Here is a 23,532-nt window from a genome sequence, read left to right on the forward strand (position 1 = left end):
CCATTAGCGCTACTTGGATCAAGATAATTATAACTATCAATAGATAGCCATCTACCTAACTCTGGATCATAATATCTTGATTCACAGTAATAAAGCTTATTCTCTACATCATAGATATATCCCTTATATAGATAAATATTTAAGTTCTTTAATTTATTTGCTAGTGCTTGATAATTACCATCTAGGTTTTCTGGTACTATAATAGTTGGAATGCCAAATGCTGTATATTCGTATTTTAACACAGTTACATCATAAGCGTCAATAATACTTATAATATTTCCAAGTAAGTCTCTTTCATAAAAGTATTCTTTATCTAAGTAATTAAAACCTATTACCATATCATTACTATCATAATGATATACTAACTCATCATTACTTGTTTTACTACTTATGACTTTATTACCTTCAAGGATATAGTTAGTTATTATGTTGTTTTCAGACTTTTCTATTCTTATTCCACTTTCATTATATTTATAACTACTTGAACCATTTGTGCTTGACTAAAAAAATATTTTTCATAATGAAACTCCTTTTATTAGTACATTTTGAATTTGTTTTTTGTTATATATTTATAGCATGATTTCATAATTATATTATATCTAATATAAGTTAACATCATTGAATTCTTTCATAATAATCTATGGAAATATTAAAGTATAAAAGTATTTTTCTATTTTTACTAATATTTACTTAAAATATATTACAGTTGAAAATAGTATTTATTTTCATGTATGTTTTTAGGAAAATAAGATTTATTTTGATCTTAAACATTCTATAGTAAATGGATATTCTCATATATCAGGGATTTTATCTACTAATAATCCAACACTATCCATAATCAGTCAATACTTTGTGATTAAATTACAAAAAACTTGGTTACCACAAATTGATAACCAAGTTTTAATCTAAATTTATTTTATTGAATACTATTTTTTCTATTAAATCATTATTTGTCTTTAAAATGTATTTATTAGATAACAATGATATATTCAATAATAACCAAAGAAACCTATTGTTATTTAACCAATTCAACAAAATCGCCATTGCTTAAGATAAATGCACTACCATCATCTGTATCTAAATGACAATCTAATTTGAAGTGTTCACTTACACGACATAAAACATTTCCTAAGATTCCAGGTTTAATTCCTGATACTTTAATTTGAACTACTTGGCCATCTGTTACACCGAATTCTTTTGCATCTTCTAGTGAGAAGTGAATATGACGGTCTGCAACTATTACACCTTCACTTATTTCAACTTCACCTTTTGGGCCAACAATTTTTGCTGCTCCACTACCTGCAATATTACCACTTGACCTAACTGGTGCTTCAAATCCTGCTCTTCTTGCATCACTATATGATAATTCAACTTGTGTGTTTTTTCTAACTGGTCCTAGAATTCTAACTCCTGCAATAACTTTCCCTGTTGGGCTTACAACATCAACTTTTTCGTTTGCTGCATATTGTCCTGGTTGGCTTAAGTCTTTTAAAACTGTTAATTCATAACCTTTCCCAAATAACACTTCTAAATGTTCGCTACTTAAATGGATATGTCTTCCTGATATTCCTACTGGTATTTTCATTTCTTTACTCCTCCTAATTTACTTTATTATTATAACACTTATCAATCATTCTTTCAAATTAATACTATTGTAAATTAAACTATGTGATAAAATTAAATTGGAGGGATTATTATGACAATATTTGAAAAAATAATAAATAGAGAAATTAGTTCGTATATCGTATATGAAGATGAGTTAGTTATAGCATTTTTAGATATCATGCAAAGTACAAAGGGACATACACTTGTTGTTCCAAAAAAACCGTATAAAGATATTTTTGAAATTGATGAAAAGACTTTAGCTCATTTAATTACAGTTGTTCAAAAGATTACAAAAGCAATCGATAGTAAATTTAATCCACTAGGAATAAATTTATTAAATAACAATAAGGAAAGTGCTGGTCAAACTGTTTTTCATTTCCATTTCCACATTATTCCAAGATACAAAGATGATCAAATAAGATTTAATTTTGTTAATAATATGGATAAGTTAACGGCTCTAGATTATGAAAAAAGAGCTTCTTTAATTAAAGAGGCTCTATTGTAAACATTACACCACCATTAACATTTTCAACTCTTAATTTTAAATTGAAAATATTAACTGTTTTTTGCACAATTGTCAGTCCTAAACCAAACTGACCCTTATGTCCTTTTTCATATGGTTTAAATTCACTATCAATAAATTTTTTATCAATTGGCTCACCATCGTTAAAGATTGTGAGCTTTCTTGCTTTTAAAGTAATCTTAATTACACTTTTAGCATATCTTAAAGCATTTTCAACAATATTTGAAATCATTACATAATAATGATCATCTAACCCCATTAAATAACTATTATCTAGGTCTAATTCAAATCTAACATCTTTTTTAAATTTATAGTTATTTGCAACAGTTTTAATTATAGTATTTAAATTAACTGGATAAAACTCTTCTTCTTTAGCTACATAAACTAATCTATTCCACTCTAAAAGTTTAGTAACTTTAGATGTTAAGATATCTGTTTGTTTAATAACAACTTCTATATCTTCAGGATCAGAGACCCCATCTTTAATCGCTTCTGCATATGACTTAATAACTGAAATTGGAGTTTTAATATCATGGCTTAAATTTTGAAGCATTTCTTGTTTAACTCGCTCACTATTAGAAATCTCTTGACGCATAATATCTATTGTTGATGCTAGGCTTGATATTTCGTCATTACCTTCAATTTCAACCGGTTTAGTATAAGAAGACTCACTTAATCCTCTAACACCTCTTTCAAGCATTTTAATACGTTCTACCGTAATGCTTGACCACAGTAAAATAATAGCATTCCCGAGTAAAATAATGGCAATAAAGCCGATTGTAACAACATTGTTTATTGGCTCTCTTAGGATTGATGCATATGTGTTATCACCAACTGTAATGATTAAATCGATATTACCACTAGGAAGTTTTTTATTAACAAAGTAAAATGATAATCTATTGTATTTTATAAACCCTTTTTCTCTACTATTAATTTCTAGTTTATGTGTTTCATAAAATTCATTAATGCCTTCTTCATCAATAAATTCTTTATCCGGCTTAACTTCATTTAAGATATTGACTCTTTCCTTATTTTCATCAAGTTCATAGACAATATAATAATAATATTCGCTAAAGACAACTTCGCCTCTATTAGTTTTAGATAAAGTTTCAGAAAAAGTGATAAATGCTTTTTGTGCTTGATCATTCATGAAAAAAAACATTGATCTTCTAAAGACCATAACAAATAAAACACTTGTAACAAGTGTTATTACTGTGAATATTAAATTTATTTGTGTAGATAAACTAAATCTAAACTTGCTCTTACTCATAATAATTTATAGCCAAATCCGTATATTGTTTCAATTCGAAGATTAGGCATTTTTTGTCTAAGTCTTCTAAGTAAGTCATCTACTACTCGGTCACTACCAAAGTAGTTATCTCCCCAAACTTTATGAAGAATTTGTTCACGGTCAAAAGGTGTATTAATATTTCTTAAGAAAAATAATAATAATTCAAATTCTTTATTTGTTAATTCAATAGGCTCACCGTTTTCATATATTTCTCTTTTTGTAATATTTACTTCATATGTTTCATGAGTAATAACTTCCAATTCAGTCTTATTTCCTCTTCTTAAAATAGCTTTTACTCTTAAAACTAATTCTTTAGGTGAATAAGGTTTTGCTAAATAATCATCACTACCTAGTTCAAGACCAATAATCTTATCAATGTCTTTATCTCTTGCAGATGTAAACATAATTGAGGCATTAGGTCTTTTTTCTTTAATTGCTTTAATTAAATCATAGCCACTTGTATTTCCAGGTAACATGATATCTAAAATCCATAAATCAACATCGCTTGCTACATGTTCTAAAGCATCTTCCCCATTGTAAAAAGTATTTACTTCATAACCTTCTTTAATTAAATATTTGGTAATAATATTAGCTAAATCTTGTTCATCTTCAACATAATTGATTTTCATGAAATACCTTCTTTCTTTACTTTAAATTTTTAATAAAAAAATAAGTGTGCAACTGCACACTTATTATACCACGTTAGTGTGGTTGAGAGAAAAATGAAGCATGTTTATTATAGCAATTAATTGTGGATAAAATATCAAAACATTATGTGAAATTATTTTATAATGTCAGTTTTCATATATGGAACTAAAACTTTAGGTAGTGTAATTGATCCATCTTTGTTTTGATAATTTTCTAATACTGCAATAAATGTTCTACCAACAGCAAGTCCAGATCCATTTAATGTATGAACATATTCGGTTTTACTATCATTAGTTCTTTTAAATCTTATGTTTGATCTTCTTGCTTGATAATCTCCTGCGTTAGAAATTGATGCTATTTCACGGTATTTATTTTGTGAAGGAATCCATACTTCTATATCATATGTTTTAACCATTGAAAATCCTAAATCACCTGTTGAAAGCATTACTACTCGGTATGGTAATTCTAACTTTTGTAAAATAAGTTCAGCTTCATTTACCATTTCTTCAAGTAACTTATCTGATTCTTCTGGTCTTGCAAAATTAATTAATTCAACTTTTTGGAATTGATGTTGTCTAAGAATTCCTCTTGTATCTCTACCTGCAGAACCAGCCTCAGATCTAAATGCTGATGTATAAGCAACATATTTAAGGGGTAATAAATCATTATTAATAATTTCATCACGGTATAAGTTAACCATCGGTACTTCTGCAGTTGGATTTAAGTATAAGTTTTTACCTTCTAATTTAAAAGCATCTTCCTTAAACTTAGGAAATTGCCCTGTTCCGTACATGCTATCTTCATTTACGATGTATGGTGGGATAAATTCTTTATAATTAGCCTCAAGACTATGAGTATCCATCATAAGTTGCATTAACATACGTTCTAATCTAGCACCTAATCCCTTATAAACAACAAATCTAGTCCCAGTAATTTTTGATGCACGTTCAAAGTCTAAGATATCTAACTTTTCTCCTAAATCAACATGATCTTTTATTTCAAAGTCAAATTCTCTTATTTTTCCCCATTTTCTTACTTCTAAGTTAAATGATTCATCAACTCCGACTGGAATTGACTTATCAGGTAAATTAGGTGTGTTAAGTAATATTTCTTTAATTTTATTATTAATTTCTAAAGCTTTATCATCAAGAACTTTAATCAAATCACCTAGACTATTAACTTCTTCTAATACTTCACTTACATCTTTTTTATCTCTTTTTAAAATCCCAATTTCTTTAGATTTTTGGTTTCTAAAAGCTTTTTTAGCTTCAACTTCGTTTATTACATCTCTTCTTTCGTTTGAAAGCTTAACAAGCTCGTTTAAATAACTAAAATCACCATTTCTTGTGTTTAGTCTTTCAATAACTTCATCAATATTATCAACTATATATTTTAAATCTAACATTTCTCTTCCCTCTTTCTTTAATAAAAAAATCCCTAGACAAAATAATTGTCTAAGGACGAATAATCGCGGTGCCACCTTAGTTCTAGTTTCCTAGCGCTTACTACTTTTACGAAGTAACCCGTTTATCACTCAAAAGTAGATTCGTTAACTGTTAATATCTATTTACACCAACCATAGACTCTCTTTTAATAACTTAGTTAATTACTATTCTTTATCATCATGATAGTTATATTATAAATTGTTTTATCTTTTTTGTAAAGCATTTTTAAAATCTATATATACTGTTTTATCACTAATAATTAAATCACTTAACTGTTTAAAGTATTTAATATTATCCATAATTCTTTTCTTGTTAGATAATTCAACATTTGGATAATATTTATTTTCATTTCTAAGTGATACTAAGTATGGTTTATAATCATCTTCATTAATTCTATTTATATCATCAATTATAATATCTTGAATTCTGTTATCAATAACAAATGATGGTTCATTACTTATTCCATTAACACCAAAATAAAAATCATTTTCATCAAATAAACCAAATAAATCGCCAATTGTACGGTAAAGATCGGTATTTGTTCTAGTTAGTTTTTGTCGTCCTTTAATTAATCCTTCATTAAGATTAGTTAATGGATTAATGGTTTTTCCTGGTGCATAAATAAAACTTATTGTTTGTTGGAGAATTCTTCGTTCTTCAAGCAGTGATAAATTTTTATCATACAATAAATTTAAATCACCATTTTTCAAACTACTTCCATGATCACTATAAAATATGTAAACAGTATTTGTATCTATTCTTGAGTTACTTGTTTTTGGATCAAATAATGAACTCTTAATTAAGTCATCAAGATAAGGTACATAATTTATATATCTTTTTGTTATTTCTTTTAGTTTAGAATAATTTTTTAAATTAGAATAATCCGGACTATCATATGGATCAAATAAAAATGGTGTATGTTGGCTTATAAATGCTGGAAAAAGCATATATTTGCTACCCAATTCTTCCTTGAATTCTTCTAATATATCAAAGGTTTCAAACTCACTTGGCCAAGGACTCTTAATTTCGATTCCATTATAGACATAATTTTTTCTACTTTCCTTATATTCCTCAAGTGTCATATTTTCTCTTCTTGCAAAATCTTCATTAGAGAACATTGGTTCACTAAAGCCAATAAAATCATGATAAGCATGATTCCTATTATAAAATTCTTTAGCATCACCGTGAACTGATACACTCTTATAATTTTTTTTGCTAAATAATTTAGGTAATGTATCAACAGTTAAACCAGACTTTTCATAATCACGGTAAAGCGTTGAATAACCATTCATATAAAGACCTGTAAGAACTGATGCTTCAGCATCACTACTTACTCCCATCCCAACAGATGTGTAAAAATTATCAAAGACAATACTCTCTTCTAATAATTGATTTAAAAAGACAAACTTTTCACTAATCTCAGGAACTTCAAGTAAAAATTGATTAAGTGATTCCATATGTACTAATACTAAATTTTTATCTTTAAAAACACCATTTAAAGAATCATCATCGTTTAAATTTAATTCATCACTAATGGTTGCAAAACTATTCCTTACTAATAGCTCATTTGAATAGTACTTTCCATCAATAAAATTATAATAACTGTTTTGATTTTTATTAAAGTTATTATAACTATCAAATAGTTCTTGTTCCGTATTTATATCTAAACTTTTTCTTGTTGTATGATTAAATTTAATTCCTAAAAACTCTGTAATATAGTATGGATAAAGACCATATTGCTGAACTCCTTGTGTACTATTTAATGAATTAATATTATATGAATCTTTTCTAGAGATTTGACCAGCAAATGAAATGTTTACTGCTCCAAATACTAAGATAAATGAAAAGCTTGAGATTAGAATTTTTCTTAGTGAAAAATTAAAATCAATTGTTTCATTTATTTTTGCATAGTTTCTATATTTGATAAATAATACCAAAAGAGTAACAGATGGTATAAATACTAATATTCTATAATATAAAAACAATTCGTTAATGGCTTCAGTAAAAAGTCCTTGAGATAATCCTTCTGAGGGATTTTTAAAAATATCAAGAGCATTTAATGAAAAGTGATTACTATAAAATAATGTATAGTAGCCAAGAAGTAATATTAAGATATTTAGAAATAATGAAATAAATAATAGTGATTTAATTCTATTTTTATCTTTTCTCGCAATTAAAAAAACAACTATAACAATTAAAAATAAAATAGAAACATTACCAAAAAAAGAAGTTACTTCACCGACAAAAGTACGGCTAATTGGTGCAGTATATCTATTTAATAATTGGCTTGTTACAAAGTATGTATTAATTGTATTTAAAAGGATAAATAGTAATACTATAATAAATAATTTTTTGTGTTCTTTTCTAATTGTCATCTTACCACCTTCAATCTATCTTTTATTTTATCATATTTCATTTATAAAAAAAATAACTATGTTAAATAGTTACTTTTTCACTTAATTTACTTAGATTGGTTTCTGAAATCTTTTGGCAAGATACCTACAATCTCTTTGAATTTCTTTGTAAAATAACAGGGTTCGATAAATCCAACTAATAAACCTATTTCATAAGCTCTTAGTGTTGTTGATAAAAATTGTGTTTTATTGATATTTTTATTGCAATAAAATAAAAAAATAATCTATTTTAGGATTATCTTTAAAAACCATCTGTTGTTATAAAGTCAACATTCATGGATACCATCTTATCAAACACTTCTTTTTTATTAACTGTCCATACATTAATAGGTATCTTATTATCTTTTAAGTATTTTACATTGTCTTTTGTCGCAATCGGAAACTGAATATCATAACCGAGTTTGTATCTTTCAAGTATTAAAAAATTTATGTTACGATGTTTGCTAGTTAAATATTGCAAGTTAATTTTTTTATTATACTTTCTTATTAAAACTAGATTTACAAGCCTAAAGCTAATAATTGTTATATCTTTATACTCATTTAAGTATAGATAGGATAAAAGTTCAGTAATTTGTTGCTCATTTAATTCTGGCTTAATTTCAATTATTGTGTGTTTGTTATTTTTTTTCATTAAATCTAAAACTTCAGAAAGTAGCGGAATTTTTAGTTCATATTTTTCATTTCTCTTATTATAAAGATCAATATCTTTTAACTCATTATATGTCTTATCTTTAATAACAACATCTACTTTAGCAAGTCTACCTGTTGTATCATCATGAAAAACAACGTACTTATTATCTTTTGTTAAATGAATATCTAATTCTACTCCATAAAAATAATCTTGTTTTGCCGCAAGCAAGAAAGATCCTATTGTATTTTCTGTTGCAATCTTACTATATCCTCTATGAGCAATTACTTTTGTTTCATTCATTTTTTATATCCCTTTCTTTTAATTATAAAAATATAATATATGAGTACTACTAAAAATATATAAAAAGGTATTGCTGAAATATATACAATATATGATTTTAAATCACTGAAAAGTAAATCAAGTGATAACGCTAATGTCCAAACAAATATTGTCATATAAATATAAATCAAAATTATTTTCTTCCATATAACATTAAATATAAACATTGAAAGACTAAATAGAGGTATTGCAAATATAAATAAATACGCTGTTTTAATCTTAAAATCTAAAACTCTAAAGATAAAGTATAAAACTGATGCTATTAAAAACAAAATCATCGAATACATAATAGCTTTAACTTGATTGTGTCTTAAAATTTTAGGTCTAATCTTATGCTCATTAAGTAAATCATCAACAGAAACATTAAAAAAGACAGACAGTTCCTTTAATACATAAATATCTGGAACTCCCTCTTTTCTTTCCCATTTAGAAATTGACTTATCAGAGTAATTAAGTTTTTCAGCTAACTCTAGCTGGGTTAGATTCATTTTTTTACGGTAGTAGGCAATATTATTACCTATATTGTTCGTCAACATCTCTTTTTCATTTATCATAATGCAATTATATCATAAATACCAATTCTACTGTGAGTAGAGTTAGTTTTTTTTCTCTATTTTATATTTTTAAATAGTAGGTTGAGTCTTTTATCAAACTTTTTTATAATTAGTCTATAGAAAGTAGGTATTAAAATGAAAAATAAATTAGCAAAAACAATCAGAGCAATTTCAGTACCACCTATTGTAGTTACAATTATGGCTGTTGCATTATTTTTATTAAAAATAACAACATTAACCGAAACATTATTCTTATTCTTATTTTTAGGATTCATTCCGTTCTTGTCATATCCTTTATCTTTTATATTAAAGAAAAAATCAAGAGATGAGGTTAGAAAATTAGCTTTTATTTTCTCTATCATAAGTTATACTCTTGGTTTATTTTATAGTCTTTTCATTGATTTAAGTATTGAACTTGAAATTATATATTTAACATACTTCTTATCAGTATTAATACTAACCTTTATTAATAAAGTAATTAAAGTAAAAGCTAGTGGTCATATGACAAGTATAACTGGTCCACTTCTTATCTCTATCTATTTGATTGGCTTTAAATCAATCTTTATTACACTAGCACTTTATATTTTAGTGTTTTGGTCAAGTCTTTATTTAAAAAGACATACAAAAAGAGAAATGATTTTAGGAACTTTAACAGTTTTAATCTCATTTCTCCTAGCTAATATAATTTATATGTTTTAAATTAAGGGTATACAATTGTATACTTTTTTTATATATCTTTTACTATTTCAGAAATAAATGAACTATTCAGCCAAAAGCAATGCTTTGTGTATTCAGTCATACCTGTTTTATTATCTGGAATCGGAAGCGTGTTTACATCATTAGCATTTCTAGCATGTGGCCTTACATGACAGACACTATTATCAGCCATTCCAGGGAAGTTTGAAAATTTTTTCCCACCTATTATGTCTTTAACAACATTACCATTTTTTATTACTTCAACTGTCTTTGACCAAGCATCTTTAACTTCATTATTTAGTGTAGAGTTAGGCATATTCCAAAATTTTATTCCGGAAAAAATATAATCGTTATTCACTTCTCTGAACACCACAAACATATACTTTGTTGTAGAAAACATTTCATATAATTCAGAATTATACCATTTTTCTTTGCTGATTTTAATAAAATCAAAAGAAGGAAAAGACATACTTTCTTTTATTGATCCATTTGAATTTATTCTTATTGTCTTAGGTATGATATTTGCTTTTATAAATTCATCTGTTTGTGCAACTTTACCCTTGATGTTTAACATTCTTGCAACAATTAATTCATTAACGTTTTTACTATTAGAGTTTATCCCAAATAATTTTTTTAGTTCTATAACGCTTTTTCCTCTATATTTTTTTATTTTATTTTCTATAATCTGTTCAAAAGATATATTTTCATCAATATCAGTAATGATTCTCTCTGCACTACTATTTGAAACATGATTTCTTACTAATTGTGTCATATATGATGATTTCAGACTAAAAGCTCTTTGTTTTGCTCTAATATCAGAGAATGGTTGTTCTCTTTCTGATTTAGAATTTTCTCCTTTTGTACATGCACCTAAGTACATTGTGTCTGCTTCTGAAATTTCATGTGCCAAACCTAATTTTATTTTATTTATTATAGTATACCAATCATTTATTATTATAGGAAGATCTTCTTTTGGAAATTTAAAAAGTAATTCATCAGTTATAAGAAAATCACTTTTGGGTTTGTTGTCCTCATATCTATACCAGACGATTTGAATCAACTTATTTTTAAACCAAAAATGGCTATCATAAAAGTCATTTTTATACTCTGTCATATAATTGATAATATTTAATACAAGCCTTTCTTTAGCTGATAATGTACCGTTTTTATTAATTTTGTATGGTGTCATTTTTAACTCAATATTTAAATTTGCTATATCAAGTTCTGATTTAGTGTTTTTACCATACTTAAAAACATCTTCTTCCATTATAAATCCAAATGATCCCTTATTATAGTTTTCAGATGAAATTTTATAATTATTTAATTCTCCAAAAGTTTTCCCTATCATATTTTCTACGATATTCCTAACTTCCGAAAATGTATAGTTTTTTTTCAAGAAAACACCCCTATTTTATTTTTTTTTATAATAATTCATTGATCGATCTTGTCAAAATACTTGATCAATGATATACTTATATAGTATAATTTTATCATAATATGGTATAGATTTGAAAGGAACATTGAAATGGAAAAGAAAGTAGTTGAATTATTTGCAGGTGTTGGTGGTTTTAGGGTAGGATTAAATAATGTTAAATTAGACAAAAATGGAAAAACTATCGAAAAAAATAATTTTAAGTTTGTATGGGCAAACCAATGGGAACCTTCAACAAAAGTTCAGGATGCTTTCTTATGTTATAAAACTAGATTTTCTAAAGGGAACGATGATCATGAATTTTCAAATGAAGATATCTCATTAGTTGATAAAAACTCTATTCCCGACTTTACTCTTCTAACTGGAGGATTTCCTTGTCAAGATTATAGTGTGGCTAGAAGTTTATCGAAAGAAAAAGGTATCGAAGGTAAGAAAGGTGTTCTCTGGTGGCAGATTAATGATATTCTGATAAAAAAGAACCCACCATTTGTCCTATTAGAAAACGTAGATAGATTATTAAAATCTCCTTCTACTCAGAGGGGTAGAGATTTTGGTGTTATGTTAAGATGTTTTCATGACAACAATTATTCGGTTGAGTGGAGAGTTATAAATGCGGCTGAGTATGGTCATCCTCAAAAAAGGAAGAGGGTATACATCTTTGCATATAAAAATAATACAAGACACAGTGAAAGTATTATTGAGAATACTCCTGAAGAAATAATATTTCACAAAGGAATTTTTGCAATAAATTTTCCCATCTCTTCAAATGATAAGGTAACAAAAAAAGAAATTAAAGACTTTGTAGACCTGGTTGAGGTATCTAATGATTTTGAATTTAGTTTTGAGAATACAGGTTTTTTAAGAGATGGAATAATAACAACATCAAAGGTATATCCACATGAATCAAAAACAATTAATTTAATAGATATATTAGAGTCTAATGTTATTGATTCCAGATATTTTTTATCAGAAGATAATATTAAAAAATTTGATTATTTAAAGGGGAATAAAAGAATTGATAGAATATCAAAAAGTGGGCATAAATATGTGTACTCTGAAGGTAAAATGACATATCCTGATGATCATAATAAACCTGGAAGAACAATGTTAACATCTGAAGGAACTGTAAATAGAAGCACCCATGTTGTATTGGATATTATAACTGGAGAAAAAAGATTTATAACACCTATAGAAGCTGAAAGACTTAATGAATTCCCTGATAACTGGACAGAAATGATGTCTGATAAACGTAGATATTTCATGATGGGTAATGCTCTTGTAACCGGAATTGTTAAAAAATTAGGTAAATCAATCAGTAAAATAATTGAAAACGAGGAATAAATCCTCGTTTTTCATTTAATTAAAATATATTTAAAATTATTATTGTTTTTATTATATATAATTTTTGGACAACTAAGTTAGAACTAAATAAGCTAGATCAATTAACTATTTTATTTTATCTGTGCTAAAATATTAATGTAGTTAATTACTTTTTAAATTAGATCAACGGAGGTTTTTAAAATGGATAAACATGACTATAACTATCATGGGCACACTTTTTTATGTGGTCATGCTACAGGAACACCAATTGAATATGTAAAAGAGGCAATAAAAAAGAATTATAAGGTTCTCGGTATTAGTGAACATGCACCAATGCCTAATCTAAGAAGCAAAAATAGTAGATTAGAAATTGAAAATTATGATCTTTATTTTAAGTTACTAAAAGAAGCGAGTGATTATGCTTTAGAAAATGATCTTACATTTTATAAGGCGTTTGAAATTGAATATTTTAGTCACTTAGATTTATATGAAAAATATTTAAATGACGTTGATTATTTAATACTAGGACAACATTATATAATAAGAGATGGTAAAAATAAGAGTACTTTTGCCCTAGATGATGTTGAAGATGTAAGAATATATAGTAAAACTGTTGTTGAAGCTTTAAAAACTGGATATTTTAATTTACTTGCTCATCCAGACTTATGTTTTTTTAATATTAAAAATCCAACAGATGAAATGTATGAACTACTTAGACCTATTATTAAGACTGCTAAGGAGCTAGATATTCCTTTGGAAGTAAATGCTAACGGCATTAGAAGATCTCTTGTTGAAGATAACAATAAAGATATAAACAAGGTTAAATATCCGAAAATTAAGTTTTTTGAAATGGTTAAAGAAGAAAATGCAAAAGTTATTATTTCAAGTGATTGTCATAGTGTAGATGCATTAGATGATTTTGCTATTAGTGAGGCAAATAAATTTGTTAAAGAGTTAGGTTTAGATTTAGTAACTAGACTAAAAACTAACTACTATCCTGCTAAATAAATAATGATTATTAATTAATTATATTATGTAAACGTTTTATAAAAAAAATTTGTTTTTATTCAATTTAATATGATATAATTTTCTCAAAGTTAATAAGTCGTATAATATCGATATAATGGTTCGAAAGTTTCTACCTCATCGCCGAAAAGATGAGACTACGATTTAGTTTGTTTTTACGCATGAACTAAAGTCCTAGAAGAAACCATATTCTAGGACTTTTTCTTATGATTTATTAACTAAAATAATAAACAGGAGGAGAAAAATGAATAATCTTAAAAATAAGATTGAATCATTCTTTAAAATTAAAGAACGTGGTTCATCAATTTCAAAAGAGATTATTGGTGGTGTTACAATCTTTTTAGCAATGCTTTATATTTTACCAGTTAATGCTGGTATGCTTGCTGAGACTGGAATGCCAATAGCAGCTGTATTTGCTGCTACAGCAATTAGTGCTGGTATTGCTACAATCTTAATGGGGTTACTTGCTAACTACCCAATTGGTTTAGCATCGGGGATGGGTGTAAATGCATTCTTTACTTACACTGTAGTATTGGGCTTAGGTTTTTCATGGGAGGAAGCCTTAGCAGCAGTTTTAGTTAGTGGGGTAATCTTTTTAGTAATATCATTTACTAATATAAGAAAAAAACTAATTAATGCAATTCCAAAAGACTTAAAATTATCAATCGGGGCTGGAATTGGATTCTTTGTTGCTTTTATTGGCTTAAAGAATGCAGGTATTGTAGTTGCTAGTCCTGCAACTGGAGTTGCAATGGGTAATCTTGCTCATCCAGCAGTATTGCTTGGTTTATTTGGAATTATTTTAGTTTTAGTTTTATCAGCAATGAAAAATAAGTTTGCAGTTATTATCTCAATTGCAGTAACAGGAATACTTGGTGTAATTCTTGGCTTATTAGGTGTTGATTTAATGCCTTCATTTGGTAGTGAAAGTTTAGGTAAAGTTTCAGATATCAGCCTAACATTTGGTAAAGCTTTTAAAGCAATTCCAAGTCTTCTTTCAAAACCAGAAAGTTATGCTGTAATATTTACTTTCCTATTTGTAGACTTCTTTGATACATCAGGTACTTTAGTAGCTGTTGGTCATGATGCTGGTCTATTAGATAGTGAAGGTCAATTAATCGGTGATAAAAAAGCTTTCTTAATTGATGCAATTGGTACTGTAACAGGTTCAGTACTTGGTACTTCTACTGTTACATCGTTCGTTGAATCTACAACAGGTATTCAATCAGGTTCTAGAACTGGATTAACTGCTGTTACAACAGGTGTATTATTCTTGTTATCATTATTAATCTATCCATTATTTGGATTTGCTAATGGAATCTTTGATCCAGTAACTGGTTTAGTTTATTCACCAGTCACTTCAATGGCTCTAGTTTTAGTTGGTTCATTAATGATTTCTAGTTTAAAAGACTTAGACTGGGAAAATAAAGTTTCAGTTACAAGTGGATTTATGACAATAGTTGGTATGATTTTATTCTACTCAATTGCTGATGGTATCGCATTTGGTATTATTACATACTTAGTTATGATGTTAGCAAGTGGCAAGTTTAAAAAAGTAAACTTAACGGTTTACATTTTAAGTGCTTTATTTATTATTAATTTAATCATAAGATTTACCGTATTAGCTTAAATATTTAAGACTTGAATTTATTTCAAGTCTTTTTATTAAATAAAAGGAGAGAGAAAAATGGAAAATAAAATGTTGCTAGGGCCAAAAGATAGGCCAGGAAATTTAAAATGGGTAATACTAAGTGTTCAGCATATATTTGCGATGTTTGGAGCAACAATATTAGTTCCAATGTTAACTGGACTCCCAATAAGTGTTGCATTATTTACATCGGGTGTAGGAACACTAATCTATATTGCCTTAACAAAAGCAAAAGTACCAGTATATCTCGGTAGTTCATTTGCCTTTATTGTACCAATTCAACTTATTATTGGTTTTAGTAGTGAAAATAGTAATCCTAGTTACTACTTTGGTTCGGTCTTAACTGGATTATTCATGGTTGGGTTAGTATATGTCGTAATTGCCTTTGTCATAAAACTAATTGGAACAAACTGGATTGATAAACTACTTCCACCAATTATTATTGGACCAATGATTGCAATTATTGGTTTTAGTTTAGCAAGTACTGCAGTCTCAAGTAGTGGCTTAGTTGCTCTCGGAAGCTACAAAACAATCATTACAGCAGTTATCTCATTTATTACAGTAGTAATATTTGCACTTAAAGGAAAAGGATTCTTCAAGATAATTCCATTTTTAATGGGAATTCTTGCAGGATATGTTACAGGATTAATTTTAGGTCTTGTTGATTTTTCAAACATTATCGAAACAATCAAACTTCCTGGTTCATGGTTTAAAATACCTGAATTTATGTTCTTAGGATTTAAAGATAAAACTTTAGAAGTCCTAGGTAGTACAATTACAATTTATAAATTAAACTTTACAGCAGCCCTTGGTTTAATCCCAATTGCATTTGTAACAGCTTGTGAACATATTGGCGATCATGCTGTGTTATCTGAAATTACTGGAGAAAATTATTTAAAAGATCCAGGGCTAGATAAAACTTTAATGGGTGATGGTGTTGCTACAATGTTTGCAGCAATGGTAGGGGGACCTGCAAATACAACATACGGTGAAAATACAAGTGTTGTTGGAATGACAAAAATCGGATCTGTTTGGGTAACCGGACTTGCTGCAATAATCGCAATCTTACTATCATTTTCAAATATCTTTATCTTACTAGTATCTTCTATTCCCTCCTCAGTTATGGGTGGTATTTCATTAATTCTTTATGGTTTTATTGGATTAAATGGGATAAAGGTTTTAATCGATAAAAAAGTTGATTTTAATAAAACAAAAAATATGATTATTGCTAGTGCAATGTTAGTAATTGGTCTTGGTGGTGCAGTTATAAAGTTTGGTGTATTCCAGTTATATGGAATGGCACTTGCTGCAATCGTTGGAATATTACTAAATCTTCTCTTACCTGATAATTAAAATTTAGTTAATAAATATAAAGAGCTCATTGTCCGTAATGGAAAATGAGCTTCTTATTTTTATACAATTAGTGTTATTAAATTAAAAATTAATGGAGCAATTAACGCTGTTACAATTCCCGTTAATATTAATGATAAAGAAGACATACTAACAGCATCTTCACCAAAGTCCATGGCTTTTGCTGTTCCTAGAGCATGTGCTGATGTTCCAAGTGCTAAGCCGATTGCAATATTGTTTTCAATCTTTAATAGTTTTGCCATAATCGGAGCAATTGCTGCACCTAGAATTCCTGTAACTATTACTACTGCAACAGTTAAGTTTTCAATTCCACCTAGACTCTTTGAAACATCAATAGCAATCGCTGTTGTAAGAGATTTAGGAATAAAGGTTGCTACCATTTCATGACTTGAACTAAAAAGCATAAATAATAAAGTTAAAACAATCGCATGAGCAATTATCCCTGATAAGATCGATGAGATTATTACTTTATAATATTTTTTTACTAAATGTAAGTTTTTATATAATGGTACTGCTAGCGAGACAGTTGCAGGTGCGATTAAGAAACTAATAAACCTTGTCCCTTCTTTATATGTGTCATATTCAATATTTGTAACAATTAAGAAAATGATTATAAAGATACTTGAAAATAATAAAGGGTTTAAGAAACCTAATTTATATTTTTGTTGGATAAAGTAAAATAACAAATAAACTCCTATTGTAAGGGTAAGTGACCAAATAATATTATTCATTTTTTAGCCCCCTTTTTGCAATAAGCCCAACTACAATAAACGTTACTACAGTTGATACTACAAGAAGTACAATTATTTCAATTAAGTTTAATTTAATAATATCAAAATATTGCATAACTCCTACACATAGCGGAACAAATAAGATTGCCATGTTTTTTTGTAAGTAATTACTAACATCATCTAAATGTTTAACTTTAACAACTTTTAATACTAAAAAGACAAATAATAATAAAAGTCCTATAATACTTGCTGGAAAAGAAAAGGGTAAAATACTACTAATTAATTCTCCTAAAAATGTAAATAATAAAATTATAAAAAACTGAAATAAAATCTTCATCAAATCACCAATCCTAACATATTATATTATACAATATATCTTTAACAAATATTTTCAATATATGAATAAAATCTATACTACTTCACTTAGTTTATTATCAACAATTGAATAAACAAACATTAAGATTGGTAAATCAAATATTTTACTTAAATATTTCTTATAGTTTAATAACTGATCTCTATATTTTACTGGATCATTATTCTTTAATTTATAATCAATAATATGAACTTCATCCTTATATAGGGCTACCATATCAATTATTCCTTTAACTGAAACATTTTTATCTATATACTCATATTCATACTCGTGATATATTTTGGCATCACTTAATTTTTTACCGTTAAATAAGTTATTTTTAAAGTTTAAATAAAACTTATCATTAATATTTTCATACTCAAATGATTCATGCATTAGTATCCCTTGTTTTAAATTATGTTTTAGCCCATCATCAATTAACTCGTTAATAGTAATTGATGCTTTACTTGATTCAATTACTTGAGACTCAATTTCAAAATTAATCTCTTCTAATTTATCTAGTTCTAGGGGATAATATGTATTTTCTTCTTTTAACTTTAAGTAATACTCAGCATTACTTAAAGATTTTCTATATCTTGTTATATTTAATGGATTAATGAAATCATATAATCCATTAGAATAGAGATAATCTGCAAATGAATTTAATTTGCTATAATCATCTTTCGGCGTTAAGACTAAATATAGTGCTTTTTCTGCTCTAGTTAAAGCAACATACAATAATCTTAATTCTTCTTTTAAATTATCTTTAACTGTTTTCTTTATCTTACTGTTTTTAACTGAATCATTAATTTTTAAAGTTTTTATATCACTTGGACTCTTTAAATTTAAATTAAACTTAACTACATTATTATAATTAAAGTTTCTAACTAAAGAACGATTAAACTCATTATTTAGTCCAACGACAAATAGTGTTTCATATTCTAAACCTTTAGACTGATGAATGTTTGTAATTTTAACACTATCTTCTTTGCTGTCTTGTAAAATACTAATCTCTAAATTTAAGTCATCATTGTATGCTAAATTATAGATATATTCAACAAAATCTAATCCTGTAATATTTAAGTCTGATAAGGTCTTACTAATATTGTATAAATACTCAATTTGGTATTCTTTTTCTTTAACTTTAGTGGTTTTACTAATTTTTTTATACATATCAAAGATATGAACCATATCGTCTATTATTTCATAATTTGATTTGGTATATATTACTCTGTTTAGTAAAAGACATTTTTCATAAATTAAATCATCAATTTCTAATTTACTATTTAGTTTATTATCAAATACTTTTGTTAATGAATTAAATAAATTATAATCACTAAAGCCAAATAACTCACTTCTTGCAACTGAGAAGTAATAAAATCTTTTTTCACTGTTTTCCTCGTCAATTAATGAACTTAATTTTAAGACGTTTGCCATTAGTTTTAAAAAATAAGTTTGTTTTAATTTTTGATCTACCTGAATTTGTAGTGGAATATCTAAATATTTAAATACATTTTTAAAAGTCTCAAATGATTTTTTATTTCTCGCTAGAATAGCAACTTCTTTGTAACTATTAATTGCCTTACTATCCAATAATTCCTTAATCTTTCTCCCCACAGAAAAAGCTTCTTCTATCATTTGATTATTACTTGTTCTTTTATCTTCGCTTGTATTTAATTCTTCTAAATATACATTAGCAAACCTATTTCCCAAAAACTTAGTAGATCTACTTTCCATATAATGATTATCTTTATAATCTATATCATATTTATCTTTATCATCTAATATTTCTTTAAATAGTTTATTGACAAAGTCAATTATGCTAGATGAACTTCGGTAGTTTGCTTTTAGGGGAATACTTTTAATTGTTTCTAATTTATTTTTAAAAGTTTCTGGTTTGGCATTTCTAAATTTATATATACTTTGTTTAATGTCACCTACATATAAAACATTTATTTTATCATTGTCTTTTATTAACATTTCAAGAAAATCTGATTGAACTTTTGATGTATCTTGATATTCATCAACAAACACATATAAAAACTTGTCCTTTTGACGTTTTAAAAGACCTTCATTTTCATTTAATATTTGATTTAAGAAATTAGCAATATCATTAAATTCATATTTGTTAGTTAACTTTTTAAATTCATTTAACTTTTCTTCATATCTTACTAGAATATCTAAAATGATTTTCAATGTATTAAAAGTTTCTTCCTTAAATATTTCAACATCGTTTATTGTTACATCATTTTTATATAGTTCCTTAGGATATTTAATCAATTTTTCTATCATAGATCTTTGCTCACTACTTATATTTAAATCTTTCCATTTAATATTAGTTTTTTTAATTACAGGTCTTTCTATATCTTTACCATTTAAATAGTCATAATAGTCTAAGTAAAAATCAACTAATTCCTGATTCTCTTCAATAAAAGATAAAGAGATATCAGCTAGTTCTTCACTAAGCATCAAACTATCAAAATAGTTTGAATCATCAATTAAGGTATTAAGTTTTAAATCTTTTATTTTACCTAATTCACATAAGTTATTATAACTCGAAAGAAAGTCTCCCTTTAAAGAATCTTCACTTTGTTTATCTGTATATGTTCTAACAAAATTATATAAACTAGGATTTCTTTCTTCATTTAACATAATATCGGTAAATATTTCATCTAAGATATCTTTCTTTATTTGATTAAAAAAGATACCATCTAATAGTTCAATGTTAGAATCAAGTCCGATTAAGCTTGCATTTTGTTTAACAAAGTTATAGGCAAAAGCATCAAAGGTTGAAATGTTTGAACTATCAATTTTATTTGCCATATTTCCTAAGTTTGCCTTAATCAATTCTTTTTTAATACGTTCTTTCATCTCATTAGCGGCTTTTTTAGTAAAAGTCAAAACTAAAAAATTATCTAAGCTTTTTCCCTCTGTTAAAAGGTTTACAACTTTTGTTACTAAAGTTTTTGTCTTACCACTTCCAGCCCCTGCAGGAACAATTAATTCCTTTGAGCTATCTAGTACTACTAAGACTTGTTCATCATTAAGACCATACGTATTAATCAAATCATCTTTAGTTTTCTTCATCATTTTCACCTTCTTCTTGATTACTATTAAAAAACGCTAAGGCTTCATAAATGCTGTAGTATGATTCGTTGCGGCCTTTTTTATCAACTAAATCTTTTCTAATTTCAATTTTAAAGTTAAAGTTTTTTATTTCCTCTAGAACCTTATTTAAAAGTTTTTCAACATCTAAAAATAGTTTTTTTAATTCTTCTTCATTTATAATTCTGGTCTCCCCTTTAATATAATAATCTAGATTTAAATCAGTAGTAGATAGTGCATTTAGTTTTGTCGAATTATAGGAAAAATATGCTAGATCCTTCATTTTTAATTTTTCGTATTTAATGCTATAAAAATATGCGTAAAAAATTAATTGAAGTAAATCTAAATTTTTAAGCACGACTTCCTCATTAGTATCTTTTAATAAGAGATTAATTGTTTCAATTATTTTATCCTTGTGAAATGGTTCTTTTGCACTTGATTTATAATCAATGATTGAAAAAGTATTATTCTCATATATTTTAACTAAATCTGATTGACCAATAAATTTTTCAAGTTCTACCTTTTCTTCAATTATTAATTCTTTACTAGGTATATCTTTTTCTAAATTAACAACTACTTCTAAGGCAGCTACAATTGTATCTTGTTGTTTTTTTGTATAAAACATTGTTTTTATATACATAATATCTTTTTTTGATAAATCTTTATAGCTAATATCTTTTAGCATATTTGTATACTCTAACATCTTCTTAAAATAAATATTAAAATAATCGTTAAAGTATTTATTGTAATTGAAATTTGAAATATCAACATTTAAAATATAATTAATAATTTCATTGTTAATATCTATATCATCATGATAATTTTTAATTTTTCCAGTTTTACTTCTATCTACTTTAGTTTCATAAAATATAATCATTAAGGTCTCTACTAAACTATGGAAAAAATTACCCATTAAGGTACTAATACTTTCATTAAATATTTGAAGTCTTAAAATATTTTCAAGATAATAAACAAATGGAATATTAAAATATTTTGTCACTTGAGAAGGACTTATTTTAGTTTTTATATCTTTCGTATAATTAATTAAAGAGTCTTTTTCTTTTTTTGTTAAATTAAAATCTGACTTGAAAGTTGATTGTAATATATCACCTGTATTTTTACTATAGTAAAGCTTGTAAAAACTAGGTGCATAACCAAAGTTAAGTTCTATTTCGCTAGGCTCATTAGTACTTTTTATAAATTCACTTGATATATCACTTGGTGTATATGATAAGTAATTATCACTTAAAGAAAAAGAGATGTATTTAACGGTAGAGAATTTTATTACTTCTTTTAAAAAATTATTGGCTGCAATATTTAAGTCTGAACTAGTTGGATAATTAATTAATTCTTTATCATTATCAGATAAGTAGTCATTATCTTTACTTAGCTTGGGAAAAGACTCATATACCGTATTTAAGATAAAGATATGATTAGATTCATCAAGTCCTAGTATTTCTTCATTAGATATTACATTAACGGCATTACTGTAAACCTTAGATTTAACTTTTAAGTTTTTAAGATCTTCTTTAATTACTTTTAAAATATTAGACGTCTTATAATTTTTTGTTGGATACTTATTAAATAGACTAATTAACTTATTAATATTTGTTTCAAAGTCTATTTTATCTTTCAAAATTTCTTTTTGATATAATTCATTACGATACGCTTCATCTTTTAATATTTGAATGATTAATTCATATTCTTTACTCATAATATCTTTAATATAAGGAATATCATTTAAATATACTTGGTTATCGTAATTAACATTAATATTGTAAAATAACTTAAATTTATTTATTAAATTAAAATAAGTATTGTCAATATTTGAAATATAAATTTTATTAATATCAATATTTTTGTGTAATAGTTTAGCTATTTCTTCAAACAGATAAAATACTTCATCTTCTTTTGTATTAAACTTTAATGTTAATACATCTTCTTTTATCTTTTCAATATTTATATAGTTAACCTTTAGTTTGTAGTAATCAATAAATGGTTTTAATAATACGTCATTACCTAAAATATTAAAAGTATATTTTTTAATATTATCTTTAAAAAACTTATTTTCTAAAATGTATTTTTTATTAAAATCTAAAAATTTATTTAGATCATCATTTTTTTTATCTAGATTATATTTTGAAAATCTTATCTTTTCGTTAATAACTGAAAGTGGCAAATTATTTTCTTCTAAATTAAATAAATAAATTTCGTCAAGAACATCAAAAGATAAAAGATTTATTAACTCACTATAAGTGATTATCTTAAAATCTACTAATACTTTATTAGTAAGTTCATAATTACTTTTAGATCTTATCACATTAGATTTTATTTTATCTGGAATGACAAAATAATTATTGTTATAATTTATTTTTTTGAATATTTCATTTAATTTCAAGTA

The 23,532-nt window shown here is 26.2% G+C and carries 19 protein-coding genes, 1 riboswitch and 1 other annotated feature; of the genes, 6 read left to right on the forward strand and 13 right to left on the reverse strand.

Features of this window, described 5'->3' with window-relative positions; translation table 11 throughout:
- Together T352_RS0104465 and T352_RS0104470 are read right to left on the reverse strand one after the other, a co-directional pair.
- Positions 1-338 (reverse strand): RHS repeat-associated core domain-containing protein (locus T352_RS0104465; protein WP_026391928.1); only part of this gene is annotated, 338 nt, incomplete at its 3' end.
- 677 nt (positions 339-1,015) lie between these two features.
- Positions 1,016-1,585, reverse strand: coding sequence for a phosphate propanoyltransferase (locus T352_RS0104470; protein ID WP_026391929.1), 570 nt, complete (start codon positions 1,583-1,585; stop codon positions 1,016-1,018).
- Between the two features lie 111 nt (positions 1,586-1,696).
- Here T352_RS0104470 and T352_RS0104475 point away from each other — a divergent pair, with 111 nt between their 5' ends.
- Positions 1,697-2,110, forward strand: a complete 414-nt coding sequence (locus tag T352_RS0104475; protein WP_330981588.1) for an HIT family protein — start codon at positions 1,697-1,699, stop codon at positions 2,108-2,110.
- Here the strand turns inward: T352_RS0104475 and T352_RS06925 are convergent.
- The 6 genes from T352_RS06925 to T352_RS06930 form a co-directional block, all read right to left on the reverse strand.
- Positions 2,091-3,398, reverse strand: a complete 1,308-nt coding sequence (locus T352_RS06925) for a HAMP domain-containing sensor histidine kinase (protein ID WP_026391931.1) — start codon at positions 3,396-3,398, stop codon at positions 2,091-2,093. The two genes, T352_RS0104475 and T352_RS06925, sit on opposite strands and share 20 nt — an antisense overlap.
- Complete coding sequence (locus tag T352_RS06535; RefSeq protein WP_162151201.1) at positions 3,395-4,048, reverse strand: response regulator transcription factor; 654 nt, start codon at positions 4,046-4,048, stop codon at positions 3,395-3,397. The genes T352_RS06925 and T352_RS06535 overlap by 4 nt, the downstream gene beginning before the upstream one ends.
- 152 nt (positions 4,049-4,200) lie before the next feature.
- Positions 4,201-5,472: a serine--tRNA ligase gene (gene serS / locus T352_RS0104490; RefSeq protein ID WP_026391932.1), complete on the reverse strand. Its 1,272-nt coding sequence runs from the start codon at positions 5,470-5,472 to the stop codon at positions 4,201-4,203.
- 48 nt (positions 5,473-5,520) lie between these two features.
- Positions 5,521-5,699: a binding site (T-box leader), on the reverse strand.
- Positions 5,700-5,715: 16 nt separating this feature from the next.
- A complete protein-coding gene (locus T352_RS0104495; protein ID WP_026391933.1) occupies positions 5,716-7,887 on the reverse strand; it encodes a sulfatase-like hydrolase/transferase in 2,172 nt (723 codons plus the stop codon).
- Positions 7,888-8,167: 280 nt separating this feature from the next.
- Positions 8,168-8,857: a glycerophosphodiester phosphodiesterase family protein gene (locus T352_RS0104500; RefSeq protein WP_026391934.1), complete on the reverse strand. Its 690-nt coding sequence runs from the start codon at positions 8,855-8,857 to the stop codon at positions 8,168-8,170.
- Positions 8,854-9,450, reverse strand: coding sequence for a helix-turn-helix domain-containing protein (locus T352_RS06930; protein WP_162151202.1), 597 nt, complete (start codon positions 9,448-9,450; stop codon positions 8,854-8,856). Before T352_RS06930 ends, T352_RS0104500 begins: the two co-directional genes overlap by 4 nt.
- A gap of 135 nt (positions 9,451-9,585) precedes the next feature.
- Between T352_RS06930 and T352_RS0104510 the strand changes: the two genes are divergently transcribed.
- Complete coding sequence (locus T352_RS0104510) at positions 9,586-10,149, forward strand: hypothetical protein (RefSeq protein ID WP_026391935.1); 564 nt, start codon at positions 9,586-9,588, stop codon at positions 10,147-10,149.
- A gap of 28 nt (positions 10,150-10,177) precedes the next feature.
- On the opposite strand, the gene T352_RS0104515 is transcribed toward T352_RS0104510, so the two are convergent.
- Positions 10,178-11,542: a Sau3AI family type II restriction endonuclease gene (locus tag T352_RS0104515; protein ID WP_084301415.1), complete on the reverse strand. Its 1,365-nt coding sequence runs from the start codon at positions 11,540-11,542 to the stop codon at positions 10,178-10,180.
- 129 nt (positions 11,543-11,671) lie between these two features.
- On the opposite strand from T352_RS0104515, the gene dcm reads away from it, so the two are divergent.
- The 4 genes from dcm to T352_RS0104535 all read left to right on the forward strand — a co-directional run bounded on the left by dcm (position 11,672) and on the right by T352_RS0104535 (position 16,925).
- Positions 11,672-12,919, forward strand: coding sequence for a DNA (cytosine-5-)-methyltransferase (dcm, locus tag T352_RS0104520; RefSeq protein WP_026391937.1), 1,248 nt, complete (start codon positions 11,672-11,674; stop codon positions 12,917-12,919).
- Positions 12,920-13,099: 180 nt separating this feature from the next.
- The gene (locus tag T352_RS0104525; protein ID WP_026391938.1) at positions 13,100-13,906 is read left to right on the forward strand and encodes a PHP domain-containing protein; all 807 of its coding nucleotides are present in this window, start codon (positions 13,100-13,102) and stop codon (positions 13,904-13,906) included.
- 77 nt (positions 13,907-13,983) lie between these two features.
- Positions 13,984-14,084: riboswitch (purine riboswitch) on the forward strand.
- Between the two features lie 84 nt (positions 14,085-14,168).
- Positions 14,169-15,554, forward strand: a complete 1,386-nt coding sequence (locus T352_RS0104530; RefSeq protein WP_035345364.1) for an NCS2 family permease — start codon at positions 14,169-14,171, stop codon at positions 15,552-15,554.
- A 57-nt stretch (positions 15,555-15,611) separates the two neighbouring features.
- Positions 15,612-16,925 carry a solute carrier family 23 protein gene (locus T352_RS0104535; protein ID WP_035345367.1) on the forward strand — a complete coding sequence of 438 codons (1,314 nt, stop codon included), beginning with the start codon at positions 15,612-15,614 and terminating at the stop codon, positions 16,923-16,925.
- Positions 16,926-16,984: 59 nt separating this feature from the next.
- Here T352_RS0104535 and T352_RS0104540 read toward each other — a convergent pair whose 3' ends face one another.
- The 4 genes from T352_RS0104540 to T352_RS0104555 form a co-directional block, all read right to left on the reverse strand.
- On the reverse strand, positions 16,985-17,674 hold the full coding sequence (locus tag T352_RS0104540; protein WP_026391941.1) for an LrgB family protein: 690 nt from the start codon (positions 17,672-17,674) through the stop codon (positions 16,985-16,987).
- Positions 17,667-18,011 carry a CidA/LrgA family protein gene (locus tag T352_RS0104545; RefSeq protein ID WP_026391942.1) on the reverse strand — a complete coding sequence of 115 codons (345 nt, stop codon included), beginning with the start codon at positions 18,009-18,011 and terminating at the stop codon, positions 17,667-17,669. The genes T352_RS0104540 and T352_RS0104545 overlap by 8 nt, the downstream gene beginning before the upstream one ends.
- Before the next feature lie 72 nt (positions 18,012-18,083).
- Entirely contained in the window at positions 18,084-21,113 is a 3,030-nt protein-coding gene (locus T352_RS0104550) for a UvrD-helicase domain-containing protein (RefSeq protein ID WP_026391943.1), read from the reverse strand.
- The gene (locus T352_RS0104555) at positions 21,100-23,529 is read right to left on the reverse strand and encodes a PD-(D/E)XK nuclease family protein (RefSeq protein WP_026391944.1); all 2,430 of its coding nucleotides are present in this window, start codon (positions 23,527-23,529) and stop codon (positions 21,100-21,102) included. Before T352_RS0104555 ends, T352_RS0104550 begins: the two co-directional genes overlap by 14 nt.
- Positions 23,530-23,532 lie beyond the last annotated feature (3 nt).

The sequence above is a fragment of the Haploplasma modicum ATCC 29102 genome (assembly GCF_000687835.1).
Classification (GTDB): Bacteria; Bacillota_I; Bacilli_A; order Acholeplasmatales; family Acholeplasmataceae; genus Haploplasma; species Haploplasma modicum.